The following is a 22,664-nucleotide window of genomic DNA, read 5'->3' on the forward strand; positions in this document are numbered from 1 at the left end:
TCAGCCGCCCTCCGGCCGCACCCGCGCGGTTTTGGTCGAGCGGATGTCGAGGGCGAGTTCGTCGGCCGCGGCGACCTGACCGCGCAGCTTCACGGTGCCGTCGTGCTCGACTTCGACCACACCGCGCAGCAGCTTGGCGGTGGATTCGTGGCCCGAGGCAGCGGCAAGTTCCACCGCGCGCCGCAGTTTCGCGGTCGCGGTCGTGACATCGCCGTTGCGGCGGGCAGCCAAACCCTCCTGGACGGCCTGGGCCAGTTCGACCTGCCCGGTGTAGTGGGCGACGCGGGTGCTGATGCGGGTCGACAGGGTCGAATCGGTGGTCCAGACGGCGCGCACCAGACCCTGGCCGAGGACCTCGGCGCCGGCCAGCACGCTCAATCGCGCGGCCAGTTTCTCCCGGCCCGGCGCGGCCGGTTCCAGCTCGATCTGCACGTGGTATTCGCGTTCCTCGGCGGCCCACGACGACAGCGGGTACTCCCCCACCTGCGCACCGGCATCGGTGCGACGTCCGGTCAGATCCTCGAGCACCGGCGAGACCTGTTTGACCATGCGCACCCGAGCGCCCGCGGGGGTCCAGACCTTGAGGGTCAGTTCCGGGATCACCCGGGCGGCCGACGAGCGCATCATCGCGGCGAAGTCCGCGGCCAGGTCCTTCGGGTCGGCGACGATATTGGCGTCACCGGACAATTTCTGGGCGATCTTGCGCACTTCCTCGGCGACCCAGTCGTCGCCGACACCGCGACAGTCGCAGACGAAAAGGCCTTCGGCCCGGTCGAGTTCGGTCGCGAGTTCCTGCGGGGTCTCGTGTTCGTTCTTGCCGTCGGTGAGCAGAATCGCGTGTGCCTGCGCGCCGGGGTGCGCGGCGGCGACCTGGCGGGCCAGCGCCAGCCATGATCCCATCGCGGTGCCGCCGTCCGGTCGCAACCGATCCAGGGCCCGACGGGCCGAGCCGCGGTGGGCGCGGTCGGCGGGCGCGGACATGGTGTTGTCGGTCGGGTAGATCAGGCGGGCCGCCTCGGTGCCCTCGATGATGGCGAACGCGGTGCCGTCGGGGATCTCGTCCAGGGCGGTGCGGGTGGCGTTGCGCGCGTTCTCGAATTTGCGCTTGTTACCCATCGAGCCCGAACAGTCGATGATCAGGATCTCCAGGCGCGGCGGCGGCGTCGCGACAACGGCGAGTTCGGGGCCGGTGGTCACCGTCAGCACCGCGTCCACCACGCTCACACCTTCGGCGAGGAATTCGTTCTGGTCGACGGCGATCGAGATACCGGCTGTCTCAGGGGAACTCATGACACTCCTGGTTGGTGCGATAGGGCGACGGGCACCGGAGCCAGTGCGACCGTGATGTTGTCGCTGCCCCCGCTGTTCAAGGCGAAGTCGGCGAGCGCGCGGGCGGCGGCCTGCGGCGAGGTCTCCACCGTGAAGCCGGCGAGCGCGACCGCCTCGGGCAGGTAGTTCCACAGGCCGTCGCTGCACAGCAGCAGCGTGCCCGGTTCGGTGGCGAGCATGCGTTGCAGGCAGTTCGCCGACCACGGTGCTTCGCCACCGTCGGCGCCGAGCCAGCGCAGCAGGGTGTGCGCGCGCGGGTCGTTCATCGCGGCGGTCTCGTCGAGGGCGCCCGCGTCGACGAGGGCCTGGGCCCACGAGTCGTCGATGCTGAGTCGGCGCGAGGCGGTGGGATCGCCCGCGGCGAGCCAGAAGGCCCTGCTGTCACCGACATTGGCGACGGTGATGTCGGTCCCCAGGTTCGTCTCGCGCACGATCGCCGAGACGTAGGTGCACGACGGCGCGTACTCGGGGGTGCGTGACATGCCGCGCACCGCCGCGGTCGCCGCCGCCAAGCCCGCCATCGCGGCGTCGGAGTCGGGCCTGCCCTCGGCCAAGGCCGCCAAGGCGGCGTCGACGCCGGTACGGGCGGCATTGCCCGAGGCGGCTTGCGGATCCTGGGAGGTGGAGACGCCGTCGCTGACCACGATCACCCGGATGCCGTCGCCCTCGCGTACCGCGGCCGCGACCGCGTCTTCGTTGCGGGAGTGGCTGATTCCGCGGTCGGTGAGGACATACACCGCGCCGAGGTCTTCCTCGAAGCGATCGGGCATGGGCTTGGGGCTGCCGCACTTGACGCAGTAGCCGCCCTCGTAGCGGCGTTCCCCGCAGGTGGAGCACTGCGGCACCTCGACCGGATCATGCACGGGCAGTGCGACTTTGCGCACGCCGAGTTCGCGACCGCAGCCTTCGCAGAAGCGGTGTCCCGCCCGTGCCGAGCCCACGCAATCGGCACAACCCGGCGCCGTCACAGGGTGGTCCTCGGGCGCACCGAGTTCGCCTGGTCCACCAGGACGAATCGGGTCCACATGTCGTCGGCCTCGCGCGCCAGTGTCCGCAAGCATCGTTCCAATCCCGTCCGCACGCCCTGCTCGGTGAATTCCACGTCCAACAGCTTGCCTGGTGTACTCGGCTGCTGTCCCGACCGGATCCAGTTCAGTGCCGCCTCGAGGACGAACATGCGCACCTGCGCGGTGCGTTTGCGCGAGTCGAGGCGCAGTTGGTCGACGCGCTCGCCGGTGCGGCGGAGCAGCGCTTCGTCGAGGTCGGCCGGATCACGGTGCGTCAGTAGGGTTTCGACGGCGGAGACCCGGGCCTCGGTGAACATCGAGGAGGTGCGGTCGACTTGGTCGAGGACCGCTACCGCGCCAGTGCGGTCACCGCTGATACGACGCAGTCGCGCGGCGCCGAAGGCGGCGGACAGGAAGGTGTGGTCGGTCCGCCAGACCACGTCGTAGAGCGCCGACACACGGCTGAGCGCGAAGGCGTTCGCGCTGCCGCCGGCCTCGGCGCCGAGTTCCAGTGCGGCCGCCAAGGCGAGTTTCGGGGCGGGCTCACCGGGCAGCGCGGCGTAGACGGACTCGAAATCCGCTGCGGCGGCGGAGTAGTCGCCGGTGAGCAGGGCGGCCTGGGCTCGATACCAGACCGGGCGCCAGTCGAATTCGAGCTCGGCGTCCAAGGCGGCGAGCCGGTTCAGTGCCGCCGCCGCGTCGCCTGCTTCGAGTTCGGCGCGGACCAGTCGCAGCGGGATCTCGACCGACTCGCCCGCTCCGGTGACCACCGCGCGCAGTCCCGCGGTGAGCGCCTGCTCGAGTTCGGCCGGGGTCGCGGCATCGGTGGTCGCCAGCAGGGCGGCGCCGCTGTCGCCGGGGTCGACGAGCGGAGCGGGCAGGCCGGTGATGAGGGCGGCGGGTTCGGGTGTGACGCTGTCGATGCCGAAGACGGCACGGGCGGGACCGAACTGGCTCGACATGCCCGGACGTGGGATGCCGTCGCCGGTCGCCAGCACTTCCCGCAGGACACCGGTGAGCTGGTCGGCCATCTCGCTCATCGAGGCGAAGCGCGCGAGCGGGTCGGGGTCGGTGGACCGCTGCAGGAAGCGGTGCAGCGAATCATGTTCGGCCAGTAGCGGTTCGGTGTCGGGGCCGGGTATCGGACCGAGCTTGCCGTCGACGGAGGGCACCCGCATCATCAGCACGGCCAATGTGCGGCCCGCGGTGTAGATCTCGGTGGCCACCGTCGGCCCGGTTTCGGCGATCTCGGGCGCCTGGTAGCCGAGGGTGCCGTAGATGGGGCTGGTGCGATCGTCCATCGCGATGACCGCGCCGAGGTCGATCAGTTCGAGGCGTTCCTCGGTCTGCATCACATTGTCGGGCTTGAAGTCGCAGTAGGCCCAGCCACGAGCGTGCAGATAGCCGAGGGCGGGCAACATCTCCAGCACATAGGCGATCGCCTGGGCGGGCGGCAGATAGCGCTGGGTCTCGGCGCGGTAGGCGCGCAGGATCTGTTTGAGCGACGTGCCGCCGACATAGGCCATGACGATGTAGCCGACGGGTTCGCCGTCGGCGTCGGCGTGTTCGGTGAAGTTGTGAATCTTGACGATGTTGGGGTGGTCGACCTCGGCGAGGAAGCGGCGCTCGGCCAGCGCGGCGGCCAGCGCGTCGGGGTCGCCGGTGTCGATGAGGCCCTTGAGGACCACCCAGCGCTTGTTGACGGCGCGATCGGTGGCCAGATAGATCCAGCCGAGTCCGCCGTGGGCCAGCGCGCCCGCCACCTCGTACTGGCCGCCGACGAGATCGCCTGCCCGCAACCGGGGCACGAACGAGTAGCGGGTGCCGCAGTGCGGGCAGAACCCGGAGGTCCGGCCGGGAACGCCCGCCTGACCGCGGCCGACGGGCTTGTCGCATTTGCCGCAGAAGCGGTCGGATTCGGGCACCTGGGGATCGGCGAGCACGGCCGTGGCCGGGTCGACGCGCGGGACCGGCGGTACTTCGACGAGTCCGGCGCCGAGCCGGCCACGCGCGGCCGAACGCGCCGAGCCCGACCGGGTTCGCACCGAGCGACTCGAGGTGCGCCCGCTCGCGCTGACCGTCGACGCGGACGGGCTGTGCAGCGGGCCTGTCACCGAAGCCGGAGCGGTACCGCAGGTGTCGCAGTAGCCGTCGACGATCGTTCCGTCACAATCGGTTTCGCCACAGGCACCGGGGACCGGCACGGGCGGAGGTGGCGCCTGACGGTTGCCGCCGCGTGGTTGCGCCGTGGTGCGCCCCGACCGGCCGTTGGCCACGGATTCGGGCTGATGCACCGGTGGTGGGCTCGCGACGGGCGCGGTACCGCACAGTGCGCAGTAGCCGTCCTCGATCGCGCCGCCGCACCCCGGTTCACTACACGTCATGCTGTCCGCCCCGCTTTCTCCCCGATGATCGAACGATAGTCCGCGACCGCCCGGGTGACCGCGGCCAGATCGCACGGCGTTCGGGTGAGTAGACCGGCCGCGATCCGGTCGGCCGCGAGCACATCACGGTCCTCGCTCACGCCGAGCCGAGAGGCCTTGGCGCGGTAGGCCGTGAGTCTGCCGCGTAGTTCGGCGCGCCGGTCGAGCAGTCCGCGCGCCAATTCGTCTCGCTGCGTGGCCTTTTCGGTGGCGTCGGCCGTCCGCACACGCAGCGCGAGGAGGTGTTGGACCGTCGGACGGTCGGGCGCATCGCCGAGAGCGTCGAGTTCGGCGCCCAGCCTGGTGGCCGGTTCGCCGCTGTCGGGCAGCTCGCCGGTCGCGACCTTGTGCTCGGCCTGGGTCGCGGTGTCGTCGGCGCGATGTTGGAGTTCGCCGAGATCGGCCAGTCGCGCACGCAAGGCGGCGACCGCGCCTGGCAGGTCGGCGGCTACAGCGAGATAGTCACTGTGACGGGCGGATTCGGTGTCGATCAGGGCGGTGAGTGAGGCCAGGGCGGTCTCGATCTCGCCTGGCCCGAAGCCGAGTGGGTCGGTGCCCGCGCGGCGCAGGAGGGTGGCCAGTGGTTCGCCGGCCGCGTCCAGTGCGCCGCGCGCCTGTTCGACGCGTTGTTGCAGGGGGGCGAGCGCGCCCAGCACTTTCTCGTCGACCGCTGCGATCTCGTCGGCGAAGGGGGCAACGAAGGCGAACGCGGCGCGCATCCGGTCGAGGCAATCGGCGATGCCGACCGTCACGATGGTCTCGCTGGGGCCGGTGAGACCGCGCTGCGCCAGGGGAATCGGGATCCTCGCCACTTCGTGTGGGCGGCCACGCAGCAGCTCCGTGAGCCGCCCGCGTGCGCGCTCGTCGACCTTGCCGCGCCCGGCCCGCACCGCCTCGGCTTCGGTGAGGATGGCGCGCACCCGCCCCAGGTCTTCCCAGAGTTCGCCCAGCGCCTTCTCCACCGGCGCCCAACGGCGTGCGGTCTCCCCCGTCGGCGGATAGCGCCGCACCAGTGCCAGGCCGGGATGGCGGTCCAGCTCGAGCAAGGTCGTGGTCACCTTCGCCAGTTCCGCTGTGCGCCCGGTGAGTTCACGATCGATCTCAAGCACGCCGAGTATCGGCCAGGTCATCCGACGTACCGGGGCACCGGTGGGCCCTGCGAGGCGCCGAGGGTCGACAGGTGCTGGGTGTAGATCCGCTGCCAGGTGCCGTCGTTGCGGGCGCGGTCGAGCACGCCGTTGACGAAGCGCACCAGTTCGTCACTGCCGCGCGGCACGCCGACCGCGTACGCGCCCGCACCGATCGGGTCGCCGACGACCTCGAGATTGCGGTCCTGGGCGACCAGACCCGCCAGGATGGGCTCGTCACCGCTGATCGCGTCGACGGTGCCCTGCTGCAGGGCGACCAGACAGTCGGTCCAGTTGGTCACGCCGAGCACGTTCGGGGGCGTCGGCAGGGTGAACAGCGGTGCGGCCGCGGTCGTGCCCTTCGCCACGCACACCCGCTTGCCCGCGAGCCCGGTGCCGTTGGTGATGCCCGCGCCGTGTGGCGCCGCGATACGTTGCGCCGCACGGTAATACACGCTGGAGAAGTCGACCTCGCGGCGGCGTTCACAGGTCGCCGAGAAGGTGCGCACGATCATGTCGACCTTCTTCTCCTGCAGCAGCGGGATCCGGTCGGCCGCGGTGACGGAGCGCAGTTCGATCTTGTCCGGGTCACCGAACAGGTCGCGCGCGATCTCCCTGGCGAGGTCGATATCGAAACCTTCGAGCCTGCCGGTCGACGGATTGCGGAACCCGAACATGTAGGTGTTCTGATCGACACCCACACGCAGCCTGCCGTTGGCCACGATCGCGGCCATCGCCGATCCCACCGGCATAGCACCCGGTCGCGGCTGGGTCGTCGGCGCCAGAGTCGCCTCGGTATCGCAGGTTCCGGTGCCTTCGGCGGCCGGGGCCGAGATGATCGCTTCGGCGCCGGGCAGCGGCGGGGCGACGACGGTGGCGGCGATGGTCGTCGGTTCGGGTGCGTCGGCGCAGCCCGCGGCCAGCGCGAGGGCCGCGGCGAGCACGACCAGCAGGGGGCGCCTCACAGGAATTCCTTCAGTCGTGGCCAGAGTCCGGAGATCACCGCGCCTGCCCCGGCCAGGAGCAGGAACAGGGTGCCGAAGGGGCTCAGGGTCAACGACGTTGCCGCGGCGGCGACGCCGTCGCGCAGGTCGTCGCGCGCCTGGGCGAGGTCGTCGCGCAGTTCCTGGTCGAGGCGGGCGAAGCTGGTGGCCGAGCTGTCGGGGCCGGTACCGATCGCCTGGGTGACCGCACCGGGATAGTCGGCCTTCTCGTAGGCGGTGCGCTGGGCGTTGTGTCCCGCGCTCCAATTCGTCAGCGCGCGTTCGGCATCGGAGTCGCCGCCACCGGCTGCGGTGAGACGCCCGCGCAGGTCGCCGCTGTGGGTATGGAAGGCCTTCTCCGTGGCGGTGATGTCGCCTCGGGTGATCAGGGCCAGGGTTTCGTCGGTGCGGGCCTGTTGGGCCAGGATGCGGGCGCCCGCCAGGTTCTCCACGCGCGCACCGGCGCCGGAATTGCCGTTGTCGAGCAGTTGCGCGGCGGTCAGGGTGGCGCCCGCGGTCCACAGCAACGCCACCAGGGCGGCCAGCCCCGCCATGGCCATACCGGTGTTCACCAGACGGTTGGTCCGGCGCAGCAACACGATCGACCCGACCGCGCACACCGCGAGCACGAGCACCAGGAGCACGATGCTCGTCCATGGCAGCGTGCCGATGCGCTGTTGGTCCTCCCGCACGGCGGCGAAGCGGGCCTTGCTGAGTTGTTCGGCATTGGGCAGCAGCGAGGTCTGCATCAGATCCGAGGCCTGGCGCAGATACGCCGACCCCACCGGAAAGCCCTGACGATTATTGGCGCGCGCGGTCTCGACCAAGCCGGTGTAGGTCGGCAGGTCGGCGGCGATGCGGGCCACGATCGCCCTGGTCTGCGCGTCGGCGGCGCCGGCTGTCGCTTCCGCCAGTGCGGCGGCGGCATCGGCGAGTGCCTGCTCGTAAGTGTCTCGTACCTGCGGTGATTCGATGCCACCGGACAGGAAGGCCGTCGCCGCGCCCGCGTCGGCGGCCGAGAGCGACACATACAGACTCTGCGCGGCGAAGGCCAATGGCTCGGTCCGATCCAGCACCTGTTCGGTACGTACGATCTTCGCGTCGAGCTGTTGGCCCACAGTCGATCCGGCAACCAGACAGGCCACCGTGGTCACGACGAGGACCACCCCGATCACACCTGGTGTCGTCGCGGCGAATCGCCGCAGCCACGTCCCCGCGTCACGGATGGTCGCCGGTAGGCGAGATCCCACACCGTCCTCCTTCATCTCCCCGGGCGGTGTCTTCGATCGCGATAGTACGGGAGCGGCTGAAAGTTCGCCCGGGTGAAGGAAACCGGCCGATCGCGGGCAAAGAAAAGGCCCGCCACGGTTCGTAGTGGCGGGCCTTTCGAGTTCGGTGTCTACGCTCCGGCGACCTTCTCGCCGGGCTTGACGGTGGTGCCGGTCTTGGTGAACTGCAGCACGCCGTCTTCGATCGGCGCCTTGTGCATCAGCGTGCGGTCCCGGTAGTAGTTGTTGATCAGTTTCCAGGCGCCGCGGGCACCCTGGCGGGGCATGGCGTCGTTGCCACGCTGGATGTAGCCCGAGGTGAGGGCGCCGCCCATGAGCGACTCGTCGGCGATGTCCTCGGGGTTCGCGTGCACCTCGAAGGTGGTGTAGCCGCGGTCGCGCATGATGTTGAGCACCCGGCACAGGTAGGCGGCGGCGAGGTCGGCCTTCAGCGTCCAGGAGGCGTTGGTGTAGCCGATGATCATCAGGAAGTTCGGGATATCGGAGTACAGGACGCTCTTGTAGGCGACCGTCTCGTTGAACTTCACCGGGGTGCCGTCGATGGTCAGGGTGATGCCGCCGAGCATCTGCACGTTCAGGCCGGTGGCGGTGACGATGATGTCGGCCTCGAGCTCCTGACCCGACTCGGTCAGGATGCCCTTCTCGGTGAACTTCGCGATGCGGTCGGTGACGATGTCGGCCTTGCCGCTCTTGAGCACCTTGAACAGATCGCCGTTGGGGACCACGCACAGGCGCTGATCCCACGGGTTGTAGCTGGGGGTGAAGTGGCGTAGGTCCACTTTCTTGCCGAGCTGCAGGCGCACCTGGGCCAGCATCAGCTTCTTGGCCAGCTCGGGGTTGGTGCGCGAGAGCTGGAAGCTGGCGCGCTGCAGGGCGATGTTGCGAGCGCGGCCGATCTTGTAGGCGACGGCGTCGGGCACGCGCGACTTCTTGAAACCGATGGCGACCGGGTCGTCGGAAGGCAGAGCCTGGATCCAGGTGGGCGAACGCTGCAGCATGGTGACGTGGGCGGCGGTGTCGGCCATCGACGGGATCAGCGTGATCGCGGTCGCACCGGAACCGATGACGACGACCTTCTTGCCCGCGTAGTCCAAGTCCTCCGGCCAGTGCTGCGGGTGCACGATCTGACCCTTGAAGTCGTCCTGACCGGGGAAGTCGGGCTGGTAGCCCTTGTCGTAGTTGTAGTAGCCGCTGGCGCCGACGACGAAGTTGGCGGTCCAGGTCTCGGTCTCGCCGGTGGCCTCGATCACAGCCTGCACGGTCCACAGGGCGGTGCCGCGGTCGAAGTCGGCGGTGACGACCTTGCGGCCGAAGCTGATGTGGTCGGTGACGCCGTATTCCTTGGCGGTGTCCTCGACGTAGTCACGGATGCTGGCGCCGTCGGCGAGCACCTTGGTGCCGATCCAGGGACGGAATCCGAAACCGAAGGTGAGCATGTCCGAGTCCGAGCGGATGCCGGGGTACTTGAACAGGTCCCAGGTGCCGCCGATGTTCTCGCGGCGCTCGAGGATCGCGTAGCTGCGTCCGGTCTGCTCGCGAGTGAGGTGACAGGCCGTGCCGATTCCGGACAGGCCAGCGCCGATGATCAGTACGTCGACATGCCGCGTCATTGAGGAACTCGTTTCGTAGGGTCGCCGACCCGCGCACCGTCGCCCGAGCCTGTATCGAGGTTACGTGTTTCGCATAGTTACGTCTAGTTCGGTGTGGTGACGCCGCGGCGTGTCGTGGGTTGCGCGCACGGTGATCGGAATCCGTGACGGGGGCTCGCGCACCGGTCAGCATCGATAGGCCCCATCACTGCAACGAAAAAGGCGGACATGACCGAACGCGGACTGTCGTTCCACTGGTTCCTTCCCACCTACGGCGACTCGCGCGGCCTGATGGCGGGCGGACACGGCAGCTTCATGTCCGGTGATCGTCCCGCGACGCTGCGCTATCTCAATCAGCTCACCGCCGCCGCCGAGGACAACGGTTTCGAGGGCGTGCTCACACCCACCGGCGCCTGGTGCGAGGACGCGTGGCTGACCACCGCCATGCTGGTGCAGACCAGCGAGACGCTGAAGTTCCTGGTGGCGCTGCGCCCCGGACTGACCAGCCCCACCCTGGCCGCGCAGATGGCGGCGACGTTCCAGCGTCATTCGGCCGGGCGCCTGCTGCTCAATGTCGTCACCGGCGGTGAGCAGCGCGAACAGGAGGCCTACGGCGACTTCCTGGACAAGACCCAGCGCTACGCGCGCACCGGCGAGTTCCTGCACATCGTGCGAGAGCTGTGGTCGCGGACCGAGCCGTTCAGCTTCACCGGCGAGCATCTGCAGGTGAAGGACGCGATCCTGAGCACTCGTCCCGACCCGATTCCGCCGGTGTTCTTCGGCGGCTCGTCGGGTCCGGCCGGACCGATCGCCGCCCGCTACTCCGATACCTACCTCACCTGGGGTGAACCCGTCGACGCTGTCGCCGAGAAACTGGACTGGATCCGTGGACTGGCCGCGATCGAAGGCCGCACGGTCGACTTCGGCCTGCGCATCCACGTGATCAGCCGCGATACCGCCGCCGAGGCGTGGGCCGAGGCCGACCGCCTGCTCGACGGCATCTCCCCCGGCGAGATCGAACGGGTGCAGGCGAACCTGGCCAAGAGCGATTCCGAGGGGCAGCGACGCATGGCGCAGCTGCACAACGGTCGCACCGACGGACTCGAGATCGCCCCGAATCTCTGGGCGGGCGTCGGCCTGGTGCGCGGCGGCGCGGGTACCGCGCTGGTCGGATCGCACACCGAGGTGGCCGATCGCCTGCTCGAATACGCCGCGATCGGGATCGACCAGTTCATCCTGTCCGGGTATCCGCACCTGGAGGAGGCGTACTGGTTCGGCGAAGGTGTGCTGCCGATTCTGGAGCGCAAGGGTGTGTGGACGCATCCGTCGCGACCGGTGTCGGTGCCCACGATCGCGCCGTTCACCGCGGCCGCCAGTAGCTGATGCCTCGGGGCGCGGCCCGGGTCAGGTAGCGCCGCGCAGGTAGTTCACCGTACCGATTGGCAGTCGCTGCACCGTTGCGTTATCTGCCATCGGTCGAGCGACGGGATGGCTCAACACCTTTCGGCGTCTTTCGATACGGTCATGACCTGCCGATTTTCCGATTACCAACTGGTAGGTCCGAAATGCCGTGACGCACATCATGCTTCGCTGCACCGCACTCCCCCAACCGTTTTCGGCATCGAGTGCAGCCGGGGTTCCACGTGAATCAGTGCAGTTCGGGGCAGGTGCGGACATCGATCGATAGGGTTGGGAACGGTCGGCGATAGGCTCGGCACCGTGACTCTCACCGTCGGCTTCGACCTGGACATGACTCTCATCGACTCACGTCCGGGCGTCGCCCTGGCGATCGACACCCTCGCGCGCGAGTTCGATCTTCCGATGGACGGCTCGCACTTCGCGGAGCACCTCGGTCCGCCGCTGGCCACACTGCTGGGTGAGGCAGGCGCGCCCGACGATCTGATCCCCCATCTGGTCACCCGCTACCGCGAGCTGTACCCGGACGTCGTCGGCCACATCGCCGCGCTGCCCGGGGCCGATGACGCCCTGGCCGCCGTGCGCACCGGCGGTGGGCGGACCTTGGTCGTCACCGGCAAGTTCGAGCCGCACGCGCGACTGCACGTCGATCACCTCGGCTGGCAGGTCGATCGCCTCGCCGGTGATCTGTGGTCGACCGGGAAGGCCGAAGTCTTGCGGGCAGAGGCCGCCCATGTTTTCGTCGGCGATCACGCGGGTGACATGCGCGGCGCCAAGGCCGCCGGTGTGGTGGCCGTCGGCGTCACGACCGGACCCTACGACGCCGAGGGCTTGTGGGCCGCGGGGGCCGATGTGGTGCTCGACGACCTCACCCAGTTCGCCGGGTGGTTGTCCGCCCACGCGGCGCTCGACCAGTAGTGTTCCGGAACCCATCCGAGACCCGGCGCGTTGACCGGTCATGCCGACCGACCCCTACTGGAACCACAACACGCAATACCACCCCTGGGTCCTAGAGCAGGTGCCCGAAAACGCCCGCACGGCATTGGATATCGGCTGCGGTGACGGGTTACTCGCCCGCAAACTCGCGACCCGCTGCGATGCGGTGCTCGGGGTCGACATCGACGACCAGGTGATCGCCAACGCCCCCGCCGCACCCAACGTCCACCTCGAACACGCCGACTTCCGCGACCTGGACCAGACCTTCGACGTGGTCACCGCCGTCGCCACGCTGCACCACGTCCCCGTGCGCGACGGCATCACCGCGCTGCGTCACCTGGTCGCTCCGGGCGGCACCCTCGCAGTGGTAGGTCTGTGGAAGATGCACCCGGTCAGCGACTTCCACTATCTACCCCTCTTACCCGCCATCTGGGGACTCGATCGGTGGCGACACCGTTCGCACGGCGGGCCCGATGTCACCCTGGCCGCTCCACGGGAAACCCTCGCCGAAATACGGTCCGCCGCCGCCGAACACCTTCCCGGCGCCGAGATCCACCGCCGCCTGATGTGGCGCTACACCCTGCGGTGGCAACGGCCGCGCTGAGCGAATCCGTATTGTCCGGTTCGATGCGGTGTGTCCGCCGACCTGGGTGATACAGTCCGGCAGGATTTTTCGATGGGGAGGGCCGGTCATCAACGCATCACCGACAGCTTTGTGGCGCATCGGGTTCGGGGGGTCGCGTCGATGAATCGCACCCGGTGGATCATCGCGAGCCTGGTCACGGTGGTCGCGGTGATCGTGGCAGTCATCGTCGTTGTCGTTGTTACCCACGACGAGGATCCGCGCGAGTTCGTCGCCGAGAAGTACCGGCGGGCGCAACAACTCGACCAGACGAACAACGGTCTGGCCTACCTCGCCGCCGCCACCCCTGCCGCGGTGGCCGCGACGATCGCGAAAGCCACCGATCCGCGCGACAAGCGCAATACCGGTGACAACCACTATCTGCGATTCGACAACGATCTCGTCGCGGTGTCACCGCATGCCGGTGGCGCCCTCGTCCTCGTCGACAGCTTGTCCAACGGCACTCGCCGCCATCACAGCCACGTCAGCGGCTACGGCTGGACCAGCGGATCCGCGGCGGGCGACTACCGCGGCGGCGGCAGCGACAACGGCGGCAAGTAGATCATTCGGGCGCATCGTCGCCCGACAACCCGGGCGTTCATCTCGTCCGCTCAGCACAGGAGGACCCTCATGCTCGCCGACCTGGCGGCGAACGCGGGCGCCGCGCTCGCCTATACCGCGGTGGGAATCGTGTTGATGGCCGTCGGTTTCGGCGTCGTCGACCTGCTCACCCCGGGCGACCTGCGCGCCCAGATCTGGATCGAACGCAACCGCAATGCCTCGATCCTGCTCGCCTCGAACCTGTTCGGAGTCGGGATCATCGTGGCCGTGGCCATCTGGACCTCCGAGGGCAAGATCGCCGAGGCCCTGCTGGCGAGCGCGATCTACGGAGTGATCGGACTGGCCGCGATGGCGGTGGCATTCGTGCTGCTCGACGCGCTCACTCCCGGTGACTTCCGGGCCGTCGTCGCCGACCCCGAACCACACCCGGCGGTGTGGGTCACGGCGTCGGCGCATGTCGCGGTCGCGCTGGTGGTGGCCGCGAGCCTCACCTGATGCCACGGCACCGCCTGGCCAGGGCGGCGCTGCTGGCGACCGTCTTCGTGTGCGCGGCATGCGGTTTGGTGTACGAGCTGTCGCTGGTCACCCTCGGCAGCTATCTCATCGGCGACACCGCCGCCCAGGCGTCGATCACCTTGAGCGTGATGGTGTGTTCGATGGGTGTCGGCGCGCTGGTGGCGAAACCGTTGCGGTCTCGTGCCGCTGCCGCTTTCGTGGCGGTGGAGTTGGCGCTGGCCGTGGTGGGCGGGCTGTCGGTAGCTGCCCTGTACGCCAGTTACGCATGGCTGAACATCTATACGGGCACGCTGGTCCTGGCGGCGGCGGTGATCGGCATGCTCGTCGGTGCGGAGATCCCGTTGCTGATGGAGTTGCTGCAGGACATCCGTGAGCAGGAGGCCAGTAGCGCGGTCGCCGACCTGTTCGCCGCCGACTACGTGGGTGCGCTCCTGGGCGGATTGGCCTTTCCGTTCCTGCTGCTGCCGGTGTTCGGCCAGATCCGCGGCAGCCTGGTGGTCGGGGTCGTGAACGCCGTCGCCGGACTCGCGTTGGCGTTCTTCTTCTTCCGCGACAAGATGACCCGCGGCGCCCGCCACACTCTGATCGCCGCCACCGTCGCGGTCGCCTGCGGCCTCACCGGCAGCTACCTCTACGCCGACCGTTTCGAGGCGACCGCGCAGCAGGCCCTGTTCGCCCACCCGATCGTGTGGCAGACGCGCACTCCCTATCAGCAGATCGTGCTCACCGAATCGTTCTCCCCGTTCGCCACCACCGACACCCGGCTCTACCTCAACGGCGGACTCCAGTTCTCCTCGATCGACGAATACCGCTACCACGAGGCGCTGGTGCACCCGGTGCTGTCCGGCCCGCGCCGTGCGGTGCTGGTGCTCGGCGGCGGCGACGGCCTCGCGCTGCGCGAGATCCTGCGCTATCCCGACATCGCGCAGGTGACGCTGGTCGAACTCGATCCGGCGATGATCGACCTGGCCCGCACCGACGACCGCCTGACCGATCTCAACCGCCGCGCCTTCGACGACCAACGCGTCACGGTGGTCAACGCCGACGCCTTCGCCTGGTTACGCAGTGCACCAGGTCTTTTCGACGCGGTGATCGTCGACCTGCCCGATCCGGACCAGACCTCGGTCGCCAAGCTGTACTCGCAGGAGTTCTACGCGATGGCCGCGAATGTCCTCGCGCCCGGCGCCCGCATGGTGGTGCAATCGGGTTCGCCCTTCTTCGCCCCGCGCTCCTTCTGGACCATCGACGCCACCCTGCGCTCTGCGGGACTGCACACCACCCCGTACCACGTGGACGTCCCGAGCTTCGGCGACTGGGGCTTCGTGCTGGCCTCGGCCACCGCGCCCCCGACCCCGACCCTGCGCTCCCCCGGCCCGCTGCGCTCCCTGGACGACACCACCCTCACCGCGGCCACCGTGTTCCCACCGGACCGCCGGGCGGTGGACCCCGAGGTCTCGACCCTGATGCATCCGGTCATCCTGGATCTGCAACGCCAAGAATGGCGTTGACTTCAGACCTGACCCGCACAGACCAGGTGCGTGCCGAGCGTTCCCTTCCCGCTCAACGAGTTCCGACTGCGGCATGCGATGACTTCGCGGGCCGGCCGGGAGCGGTGACGATGCCGAAGGCGATCAGGCTGTCGGCGGTGTCGCGGACGGTGTCCTCGATCGGGCGCATGGTCCAGCCGAGTTCGCGGCGGGCCTTGTCGGCGCTGACGTGTTCGGTGCGACCGAGGACCGGCACCGTCAAGCGGACACCCTTGTCGAACACGGCGACGAGGCGGATCACCCAGTTCGGCAGAACCCGGGTCGGCACACGGAAACCCTCGGCGGCGTAGTCACGAGCCAGCAGGCGAGCCAACTCCCCCATCCACAGGGGATCGGTCGCACAGATGTATCGATTGCCCGCGGCCTCGGGTACTTCCATCGCCAGCCGGTGTGCGACGGCGAGATCGCGGACATCGACGGGGGTCCAGCCGGTTTTCACCGAACCCGGCACATCGCGAGCCAGCAGGCGGCGGACCGGTTCGTGGGAGGTGCTGGTCCTGGCTTCGAGCAGCGGGCCGAGGATCATGCCGGGGTTGACCACCACCAGTTCTAGACCGGTTGCGGCGGGCAGGGATTCGACGAACTCCCAGGCCGCCCGCTCGGCGAGGGTCTTGCTCTTCTGGTAGGCGGGGATGCGGTCGACCACCGACCAGTCGTCCTCGGTGCGCACCTCGTCCACGTCGTGGCCGTAGGCGACGGCGGCGACCGAGGAGGTCAGCACGACGCGTCGAACACCGGCGGCCGCCGCGGCGCGCAGCACGCGCAGGGTGCCCTGTACCGCGGGTTCGATCAGGTCCTGCTCGTTGTCGGGCGGGGTGGCGGGGAACGGTGACGCGACGTGGAGCACGGTGTCGCAACCCGCGACCGCCGCGGCCCAGCCCGCGTCGTCGCCGAGGGAGGCCGCGACGAATTCCAGGTCACCACCGGTGCGGCGCGCGAGCTCGGTGAGGTGGGCGCGGGTGACGTGCGCGGCGAGATCGCGCACGGTGGCGCGGACGGCGTAGCCGTGGTCGAGGAGTTCGGCGATGCAGTGGCCGGCGACGAAACCTGTCGCGCCGGTGACGAGTACCCGAGTGGTCATGGTGGTCATCCATTCCGTCGATTCGGTGGAGCGTGCATCTAAGCGATGCTCAATTAATCTAAACACTGCATAGATTTCCTGTCCAGTGCCAATTCCGGCCCGGGTCTCGCCTACCCTCGTGAGGGTGAAGCGCACCAGTTACCACCACGGCGACCTGCGCGCCACGCTGATGGACGCCTCCCTGCGCCTGATCGAGAGCGAGGGCTTGGCCGCGGTGAGCCTGCGCCGCGTCGCCAGGGAGGCCGGGGTCAGCAGCGGCGCGCCCTATCACCATTTCGCCGACCGCGCCGCACTGCTCTCGGCGCTGTCGATCGACGGCTTCCAACAGTTGGCCTCCTACATGACCACCGCCAGGGCTACGACGCCCGACCCGCTGGCGGCCCTCACCGAACTCGGTGCGGCCTACGTGCGGTTCTCCCGCGATCACCCCGCCCAGTTCCGGCTGATGTTCCGCCCCGAACTGTCCCAACCCGAAAAGCACCCCGACGCCCACGTGGCCGGTGACGCCGCCTTCAACGTCCTGGTCGACACCGTCACCGAATGCGTCGCGGTCGGCGCCATCCCCGCCGACCGCGCCGAGACCCTCGCCGTCGCCTGGTGGGGGCTGGCCCACGGACTGGCGTCGCTATGGCTCGACGGTCATCTCGAAAAGCGCAGCGAACAAATGGGCACCCACGCGCCCGAGCTCGTCGACACGATCATGCACACATTCACCGCGCTGATCACCCCGGGCCCGCCACGCGCCTGACGCACCGACGATATTCCGCCGAACCGGCGTGCGCGCTGCCCTAGAGTGGGTACGACCGTGTTTGTCGATGCGTAGCCGATTCGAGCAGGAGGCCCGATGTCTGGCACCGCGAAACTCGATCCCGTGATCGAGGCGTTCGTCGACGCGCTCAACGCGCAGGACACCGACCAGTTCTACGGCGTGCTCACCGAGGACGCCACGATGTCCGACGACGGCGTCGAACGCAATCTCGCGCAGTGGACCGAGGCCGAGATCTTCAGCAGCAACGGACATCTCGTCGTGGACACAGTCGACTCCGAAGACGGCCTCGCACTCACCGCCGACTACACCAACAGCCGGTGGGGCTCGATGCGAACCACCTGGCAGTTCGTCCTACGCGACGGGCTGATCAGCCGATTCGAAACAGGACAGGCGTGAGCGACGATCTCCTGCTGACACCGCGTTACGGCACAGCCGCACTCTCCGATCTACTCCCTTCGGTACTGACCTGCCTCGGCGCGCCCGGCGATACCGACCGGCTCGGCCTCGAGCTCGATGTCGACCGGGTCTGCGTCCTGCTCGTCGACGGACTCGGCGCGCAAGCCCTGGCCGCCGAATCCGCTGCCGCGCCGTTCCTGACGAGCCTGCCCGAGGTCACCCTCGACGCCGGTTTCCCCAGCACCACGGCAACGAGCTTGACCACCCTCGGCACCGGACTGCCGTCGGGCGAGCACGGCATCGTCGGCTACAGCATGCGGCTGCCCGGCGAGGAGCGCCTGTTCAATTCGTTGCGCTGGCAACTCATCGGCGCCGGACCCAAGGTGGAGGCGCTCACCGCCTTCCCACCCGACCGAATTCAGCCGCACCGCACCATCTTCGAGCGGGCCACCGACGCGGGCATCGCCGCCGTGCAGGTAGCGCCGAGCTATCAGGACGGCTCCGGCCTGACCCTGGCCGGGTGGCGCGGCGGCGGATTCCGCACGGCCTTCTCGGTCGGCGATCTCGTCGACGGCGTTCTGACCGCCCTCACCTCCGCACCGAAAACCCTTGTCTATACCTATCATTCGGAGCTCGACACCACCGGCCACGCCCGCGGACCCGCCAGCCGCGCGTGGCGGTTCGAGCTCGCCAATGTCGACCGGATCGCCGCCGAGATCGCCTCCCGTCTGCCCGCGCGCTCGGCGCTCGTCGTCACCGCCGATCACGGCATGGTCGAACTCGCCGAGCGCATCGACTTCGACACCCACCCGCATCTGTCGAACAATGTGCTGGCACTCGGCGGTGAACCGCGCGCCCGCCACGTCTACACCGACGACCGCACTGCGGTCGCCGACACCTGGCGAGGCGTGCTCGGCGCCGGGTTCCTGGTCCGCACCCGCGAGGAGGCGATCGACGCGGGCTGGTTCGGCCCGATCCTCACCCGCGACGCAGCCGCACGCATCGGCGATCTCGTCGTGGTCGCCGGCGGCGACGGCGGTGTCGTGCGGTCCGGCGCCGAACCGCTGCAATCGATCATGGTCGGCCATCACGGCTCGCTCACCGCCGCCGAACTGCGGGTTCCCCTGCGGATCCACCGCGCCTGAGCACCACCACCTAAGCTGTCCCCGACGCGCAGGCGCGCGCTGTGAACCATTCCAGGAGGAAACATGGCTGCCAACACCCGAACCGGCGCCGTCGCGGTGGGCGTCGCGGTGCTGGCGGCCCTGGCCACCGGCTGCACCGAGGTCGAGCGGGCACTCAACCAGGGTGGCGAAACCAGCTGCCGCGACTACGTCAACCAGGACGCGAACACCAAGCGGATCACCATCACCAAGGCGATCAAGCAGCAGACCGGCAACGACAACGAGCCCGCGGGCACCGTGGTCGATTCGATGATCGTGCAGGTCGACCTGCTGTGCGCGACCCAGCGCAATGTCGACACTCCGATCAAGAACGCCGACATCGCCGGGATCTTTCTGAACAAATAGTCGGCGTCAAGCCGACACGACAGGTCAGCGACAGATGACCTGGCCGTCCTCGGCACAAACGTTCCCACGGCGGCGGCACAGCTGATAGACAGTAAGCGCCACACCCGTTCTCGTCGCTGGAACGGTGCGTCACCGACGAGCAGGGAGTGAACGTGGGCGAAGACCTGGGACGAGCCCGACCAGACGCCCCCGACAATCCGATCGCCGGCCCACACCGGCCCGAACGGCTCTCGGACTACCGCGTCGAGCTCGAGAAACAGTGGAACCGTCTGGCGGCACCCTCACGCCCACTGACCCTGCCCCGCGACACCGGCGCCGTGCGCAACGATGTCGCCAAATCCTGGCAGCGCTCACTGCACACCGTAGACCCCGCCACCGAAGTCGCGCCCGGATTCAACGACATCAGCGACCGCTGGTCGGAATCCCCGCTGCGCAGGCCCGTCACCGAACTCGCGGGCCAGCTGCGCGGAATGGCCGAGGAATCGGGCTATCTCGCCGTCGTCAGTGACGAATCGGGCACCATCTTGTGGACCGCGGGCGACCGTACGCTGCGCCGCCAAGGGGAAGCGGTGAACTTCGCGCCGGGCGGGGTCTGGGACGAAAGTCATATGGGCACCAACGGGTTATCGCTTGCCCTGCACGACGACCGGGCTGTCACCGTGTTCTCCGCGGAGCATCTCGTCGCCGCGTTGCACGGCTGGGTCTGCTACTCCGCGCCGATCCACGGCCCCGACGGTCGAACGGTGGGTGTGCTCGATCTGTCCTCGACCTGGGAACGCTCGCATCCGATGGTGATGACCTCGGTCCGCGCGCTCGTCACCGCCGTGGAGACGATGCTCCGTGCGGAAGCACCGACGCCCGCGCCGGGTGTGCGGCTCGAATGCCTGGGCGCGGCAAGACTTTTACGCGACGGACGCCCGGTACCGCTGCCGCCACGCCAACTCGAGATCCTGGCTCTGCTGGCGCTCGAACCCGACGGCTACACCCCCGAACAGCTCCACGCCGCGGTCTACGGTGAGCGGGCGGTGTCGCTGAACACGCTCAAAGCCGATGTGTCGCACCTGCGCCGCGCCACCCGCGGCGAGATCACGAACCGGCGCTACATGCTCACCGGCGAGGTGTCCTGCGACGCGGTGGATCTGCTGGCGGCCATCGAGGGCGGCGACCTCACCTCGGCGCTGTGGCTGTATCGCGGGCCACTGCTGCCCGGTTCGGATCTGCCCGGCGTCGAACAGTGGCGCGCTCACCTCGACGTCGGTATCCGCAATGCCGTGCTGGGCAGCGACCGTCCCGAGCACGCGGTCGCGTTCGGGCAGCGGTGCCCCGGCGATGTCGCCGTGCACGAGCATGCCCTGCGGCTACTGCCGCGAGACGACGTCCGCCGCGCCGTGGTTACGGCCCGACTTTTCACCGCACGCCAAGGCTGACCTGCGCGAACACCGTCACCAACCTCGTACCAACCTTCGCCGACCATAGTGTGGGGCACCACGCAGAGGTCGCGAGGAGCGAGGCGCATGATCTACGGCAAACCCGGATCGGACACCGGCATAGTCAGCTATGCCGCCCGATACGACAACTTCATCGGAGGTGATTGGTCTCCCCCTGTCGAAGGCCGCTATTTCGACAACACCTCACCGGTCGACGGTGAGACCTTCTGCGCGGTGGCCCGCTCCACAGCCGCCGATATCGACATGGCGCTCGAGGCCGCGCACCGCGCCACCGAGCGCTGGGCCGCGACCTCGGTCACTGAGCGCTCCGACATCCTGCTCAAGATCGCCGACCGGATCGAGAACAGTCTCGAACCGCTGGCGGTGGCCGAAACCTGGGACAACGGCAAACCGGTTCGCGAGACTCTCGCCGCCGACCTGCCCCTGGCCATCGATCACTTCCGCTATTTCGCGGGAGTGCTTCGCGCCCAAGAGGGATCGCTGTCACAGATCGACGCCGATACCGTCGCCTATCACTTCCACGAACCGCTCGGCGTGGTCGGGCAGATCATTCCGTGGAACTTCCCGATCCTGATGGCCGCCTGGAAACTCGCCCCCGCGTTGGCGGCGGGCAACTGCGTGGTGATCAAACCGGCCGAGCAGACTCCGGCGTCGCTGCTGCTCGTCGTCGAACTCATCGCCGATCTGCTGCCCGACGGAGTTCTCAACGTGGTCAACGGTTTCGGCGTCGAGGCGGGCAAACCGCTGGCGCGGAGCCCGCGCGTGGCCAAGATCGCCTTCACCGGGGAGACCACCACCGGACGGCTGATCATGCAGTACGCCAGCGAGAACATCATTCCGGTCACCCTCGAACTCGGCGGCAAGAGCCCCAACATCTTCCTACCCGATGTGATGGCCGCCGACGACGACTATCTCGACAAGTGCGTCGAGGGGTTCGTCATGTTCGCCCTGAACCAGGGTGAGGTGTGCACGTGCCCGTCGCGCGCGCTGATCCACTCGTCGATCTACGACGAGTTCCTCGCCCGCGCCATCGCCCGCACCGAGGCTATCGTGTCCGGTCATCCGCTCGACACCGAGACGATGATCGGCGCACAGGCCGGCAACGACCAGTACGAGAAGATTCTGTCCTATTTCGACATCGGCAGAGCCGAAGGCGCCCGCGTGCTCACTGGAGGGGAAGCACGCAAGGTCGACGGTCTACCGGGTGGGTACTACATCGAACCCACCGTCTTCGAGGGTGACAACACGATGCGGATCTTCCAGGAGGAGATTTTCGGCCCGGTCGTCGCGGTCACCCGCTTCGATACCGTCGACGAAGCGATCCGCATCGCCAACGGCACTCTCTACGGTCTCGGTGCGGGCGTGTGGACCCGCGATATCAACACCGCCCATCGACTCGGCCGCGGCATCAAGGCGGGCCGGGTCTGGACCAACTGCTACCACGCCTACCCCGCCCACGCCGCGTTCGGTGGCTACAAGAAGTCGGGATTCGGCCGGGAGAACCACGCGATGATGCTCGGGCACTACCAGCAGACCAAGAACCTGCTGGTCAGTTATTCGACGACGAGACTCGGGATGTTCTGATGCAGAATCGAATCCACCGTGTGGAGATCACCGAGCGCGCCCAGACCCTGCTCCGCCGCCTCATCGAGGACAACGGCCCGGTGCTGTTCCGCCAGGCCGGCGATGGCTGCGACGACGACAGCGCACCGGTGTGCCTGTCGGCCAAGCAGTTCCCGATCGAGAAGGCCGACATTTTGCTCGGCCGACTCAGCTGGCACACCGAATTCTGGATCAGCGCGGCACAGTTCGAATGCTGGAAAGATACCCACCTCACCGTCGATGTGACGCGCGGTGAGGCCGCCGAGGATTCGCTCGAGGCCGGTCAGGGCATGCGATTCGTGTTGCGCGCCAGGCTGCTGACCGCGGCGGAGAACGCGGCGCTGGCGGCCGGGCCGCCACCGCGAACGGGCGCCGACCGCACCCTGTAGCGGCACCCCCGAAAACCTGACCTGGCAGCATCTTTCCCGGCGCTGCCAGGTCGCGGCGAGCCCCCGCCGACTGGGCCATCGCGGCTCAGCCGGTGGGGTGAGCTC

The 22,664-nt window shown here is 68.6% G+C and carries 21 protein-coding genes; 13 read left to right on the forward strand and 8 right to left on the reverse strand.

The genetic code is table 11. The annotated features are described in order from the left end of the window. The 7 genes from ASD42_RS02450 to ASD42_RS02480 all read right to left on the reverse strand — a co-directional run bounded on the left by ASD42_RS02450 (position 1) and on the right by ASD42_RS02480 (position 9,768). A complete protein-coding gene (locus tag ASD42_RS02450) occupies positions 1 to 1,290 on the reverse strand; it encodes a VWA domain-containing protein (protein WP_056809695.1) in 1,290 nt (429 codons plus the stop codon). Continuing rightward, positions 1,287 to 2,297, reverse strand: a complete 1,011-nt coding sequence (locus ASD42_RS02455; RefSeq protein WP_063893550.1) for a protein phosphatase 2C domain-containing protein — start codon at positions 2,295 to 2,297, stop codon at positions 1,287 to 1,289. The genes ASD42_RS02450 and ASD42_RS02455 overlap by 4 nt, the downstream gene beginning before the upstream one ends. Continuing rightward, on the reverse strand, positions 2,294 to 4,720 hold the full coding sequence (locus ASD42_RS02460; protein WP_063893551.1) for a serine/threonine-protein kinase: 2,427 nt from the start codon (positions 4,718 to 4,720) through the stop codon (positions 2,294 to 2,296). The genes ASD42_RS02455 and ASD42_RS02460 overlap by 4 nt, the downstream gene beginning before the upstream one ends. Continuing rightward, positions 4,717 to 5,868 carry a hypothetical protein gene (locus ASD42_RS02465; RefSeq protein WP_235569283.1) on the reverse strand — a complete coding sequence of 384 codons (1,152 nt, stop codon included), beginning with the start codon at positions 5,866 to 5,868 and terminating at the stop codon, positions 4,717 to 4,719. The genes ASD42_RS02460 and ASD42_RS02465 overlap by 4 nt, the downstream gene beginning before the upstream one ends. A gap of 17 nt (positions 5,869 to 5,885) precedes the next feature. Continuing rightward, positions 5,886 to 6,851, reverse strand: a complete 966-nt coding sequence (locus ASD42_RS02470) for a glutamate ABC transporter substrate-binding protein (protein ID WP_056809700.1) — start codon at positions 6,849 to 6,851, stop codon at positions 5,886 to 5,888. After that, positions 6,848 to 8,119, reverse strand: a complete 1,272-nt coding sequence (locus tag ASD42_RS02475; RefSeq protein ID WP_235569284.1) for a hypothetical protein — start codon at positions 8,117 to 8,119, stop codon at positions 6,848 to 6,850. The genes ASD42_RS02470 and ASD42_RS02475 overlap by 4 nt, the downstream gene beginning before the upstream one ends. Positions 8,120 to 8,268: 149 nt before the next feature. Next, entirely contained in the window at positions 8,269 to 9,768 is a 1,500-nt protein-coding gene (locus ASD42_RS02480) for a flavin-containing monooxygenase (protein ID WP_056809705.1), read from the reverse strand. Between the two features lie 207 nt (positions 9,769 to 9,975). Here ASD42_RS02480 and ASD42_RS02485 point away from each other — a divergent pair, with 207 nt between their 5' ends. The 6 genes from ASD42_RS02485 to ASD42_RS02510 all read left to right on the forward strand — a co-directional run bounded on the left by ASD42_RS02485 (position 9,976) and on the right by ASD42_RS02510 (position 15,306). Then, complete coding sequence (locus ASD42_RS02485; RefSeq protein WP_056809707.1) at positions 9,976 to 11,130, forward strand: LLM class flavin-dependent oxidoreductase; 1,155 nt, start codon at positions 9,976 to 9,978, stop codon at positions 11,128 to 11,130. A 336-nt stretch (positions 11,131 to 11,466) separates the two neighbouring features. Then, on the forward strand, positions 11,467 to 12,081 hold the full coding sequence (locus tag ASD42_RS02490) for an HAD family hydrolase (RefSeq protein ID WP_056815217.1): 615 nt from the start codon (positions 11,467 to 11,469) through the stop codon (positions 12,079 to 12,081). A gap of 40 nt (positions 12,082 to 12,121) precedes the next feature. Further along, the gene (locus ASD42_RS02495) at positions 12,122 to 12,703 is read left to right on the forward strand and encodes a class I SAM-dependent methyltransferase (protein ID WP_056809710.1); all 582 of its coding nucleotides are present in this window, start codon (positions 12,122 to 12,124) and stop codon (positions 12,701 to 12,703) included. A 141-nt stretch (positions 12,704 to 12,844) separates the two neighbouring features. Further along, on the forward strand, positions 12,845 to 13,282 hold the full coding sequence (locus tag ASD42_RS02500; RefSeq protein ID WP_162256189.1) for a DUF4247 domain-containing protein: 438 nt from the start codon (positions 12,845 to 12,847) through the stop codon (positions 13,280 to 13,282). A gap of 69 nt (positions 13,283 to 13,351) precedes the next feature. Continuing rightward, positions 13,352 to 13,777 (forward strand): DUF350 domain-containing protein, encoded by a 426-nt coding sequence (locus tag ASD42_RS02505; RefSeq protein ID WP_056809714.1) that lies wholly within the window; start codon positions 13,352 to 13,354, stop codon positions 13,775 to 13,777. Further along, the gene (locus ASD42_RS02510; protein ID WP_056809716.1) at positions 13,777 to 15,306 is read left to right on the forward strand and encodes a polyamine aminopropyltransferase; all 1,530 of its coding nucleotides are present in this window, start codon (positions 13,777 to 13,779) and stop codon (positions 15,304 to 15,306) included. Before ASD42_RS02505 ends, ASD42_RS02510 begins: the two co-directional genes overlap by 1 nt. Positions 15,307 to 15,358: 52 nt before the next feature. Here ASD42_RS02510 and ASD42_RS02515 read toward each other — a convergent pair whose 3' ends face one another. Then, positions 15,359 to 16,426 (reverse strand): NAD-dependent epimerase/dehydratase family protein, encoded by a 1,068-nt coding sequence (locus tag ASD42_RS02515; RefSeq protein WP_056815219.1) that lies wholly within the window; start codon positions 16,424 to 16,426, stop codon positions 15,359 to 15,361. A 124-nt stretch (positions 16,427 to 16,550) separates the two neighbouring features. Between ASD42_RS02515 and ASD42_RS02520 the strand changes: the two genes are divergently transcribed. The 7 genes from ASD42_RS02520 to ASD42_RS02550 all read left to right on the forward strand — a co-directional run bounded on the left by ASD42_RS02520 (position 16,551) and on the right by ASD42_RS02550 (position 22,559). Continuing rightward, positions 16,551 to 17,174, forward strand: a complete 624-nt coding sequence (locus ASD42_RS02520) for a TetR/AcrR family transcriptional regulator (protein ID WP_056809718.1) — start codon at positions 16,551 to 16,553, stop codon at positions 17,172 to 17,174. 96 nt (positions 17,175 to 17,270) lie between these two features. After that, entirely contained in the window at positions 17,271 to 17,591 is a 321-nt protein-coding gene (locus ASD42_RS02525; protein ID WP_056809719.1) for a nuclear transport factor 2 family protein, read from the forward strand. Continuing rightward, positions 17,588 to 18,736 carry an alkaline phosphatase family protein gene (locus ASD42_RS02530; protein ID WP_082843736.1) on the forward strand — a complete coding sequence of 383 codons (1,149 nt, stop codon included), beginning with the start codon at positions 17,588 to 17,590 and terminating at the stop codon, positions 18,734 to 18,736. The genes ASD42_RS02525 and ASD42_RS02530 overlap by 4 nt, the downstream gene beginning before the upstream one ends. Before the next feature lie 63 nt (positions 18,737 to 18,799). Then, the gene (locus tag ASD42_RS02535; RefSeq protein WP_056809722.1) at positions 18,800 to 19,120 is read left to right on the forward strand and encodes a hypothetical protein; all 321 of its coding nucleotides are present in this window, start codon (positions 18,800 to 18,802) and stop codon (positions 19,118 to 19,120) included. A gap of 152 nt (positions 19,121 to 19,272) precedes the next feature. Beyond that, positions 19,273 to 20,547 (forward strand): transcriptional regulator, encoded by a 1,275-nt coding sequence (locus tag ASD42_RS02540; RefSeq protein WP_235569285.1) that lies wholly within the window; start codon positions 19,273 to 19,275, stop codon positions 20,545 to 20,547. An 87-nt stretch (positions 20,548 to 20,634) separates the two neighbouring features. Then, complete coding sequence (gene exaC, locus ASD42_RS02545; protein ID WP_056809724.1) at positions 20,635 to 22,152, forward strand: acetaldehyde dehydrogenase ExaC; 1,518 nt, start codon at positions 20,635 to 20,637, stop codon at positions 22,150 to 22,152. Beyond that, positions 22,152 to 22,559: a DUF779 domain-containing protein gene (locus tag ASD42_RS02550; RefSeq protein WP_056809726.1), complete on the forward strand. Its 408-nt coding sequence runs from the start codon at positions 22,152 to 22,154 to the stop codon at positions 22,557 to 22,559. Before exaC ends, ASD42_RS02550 begins: the two co-directional genes overlap by 1 nt. Positions 22,560 to 22,664 lie beyond the last annotated feature (105 nt).

Origin of the sequence: Nocardia sp. Root136 (assembly GCF_001427185.1) — a bacterium.
GTDB lineage: Bacteria > Actinomycetota > Actinomycetes > Mycobacteriales > Mycobacteriaceae > Nocardia > Nocardia salmonicida.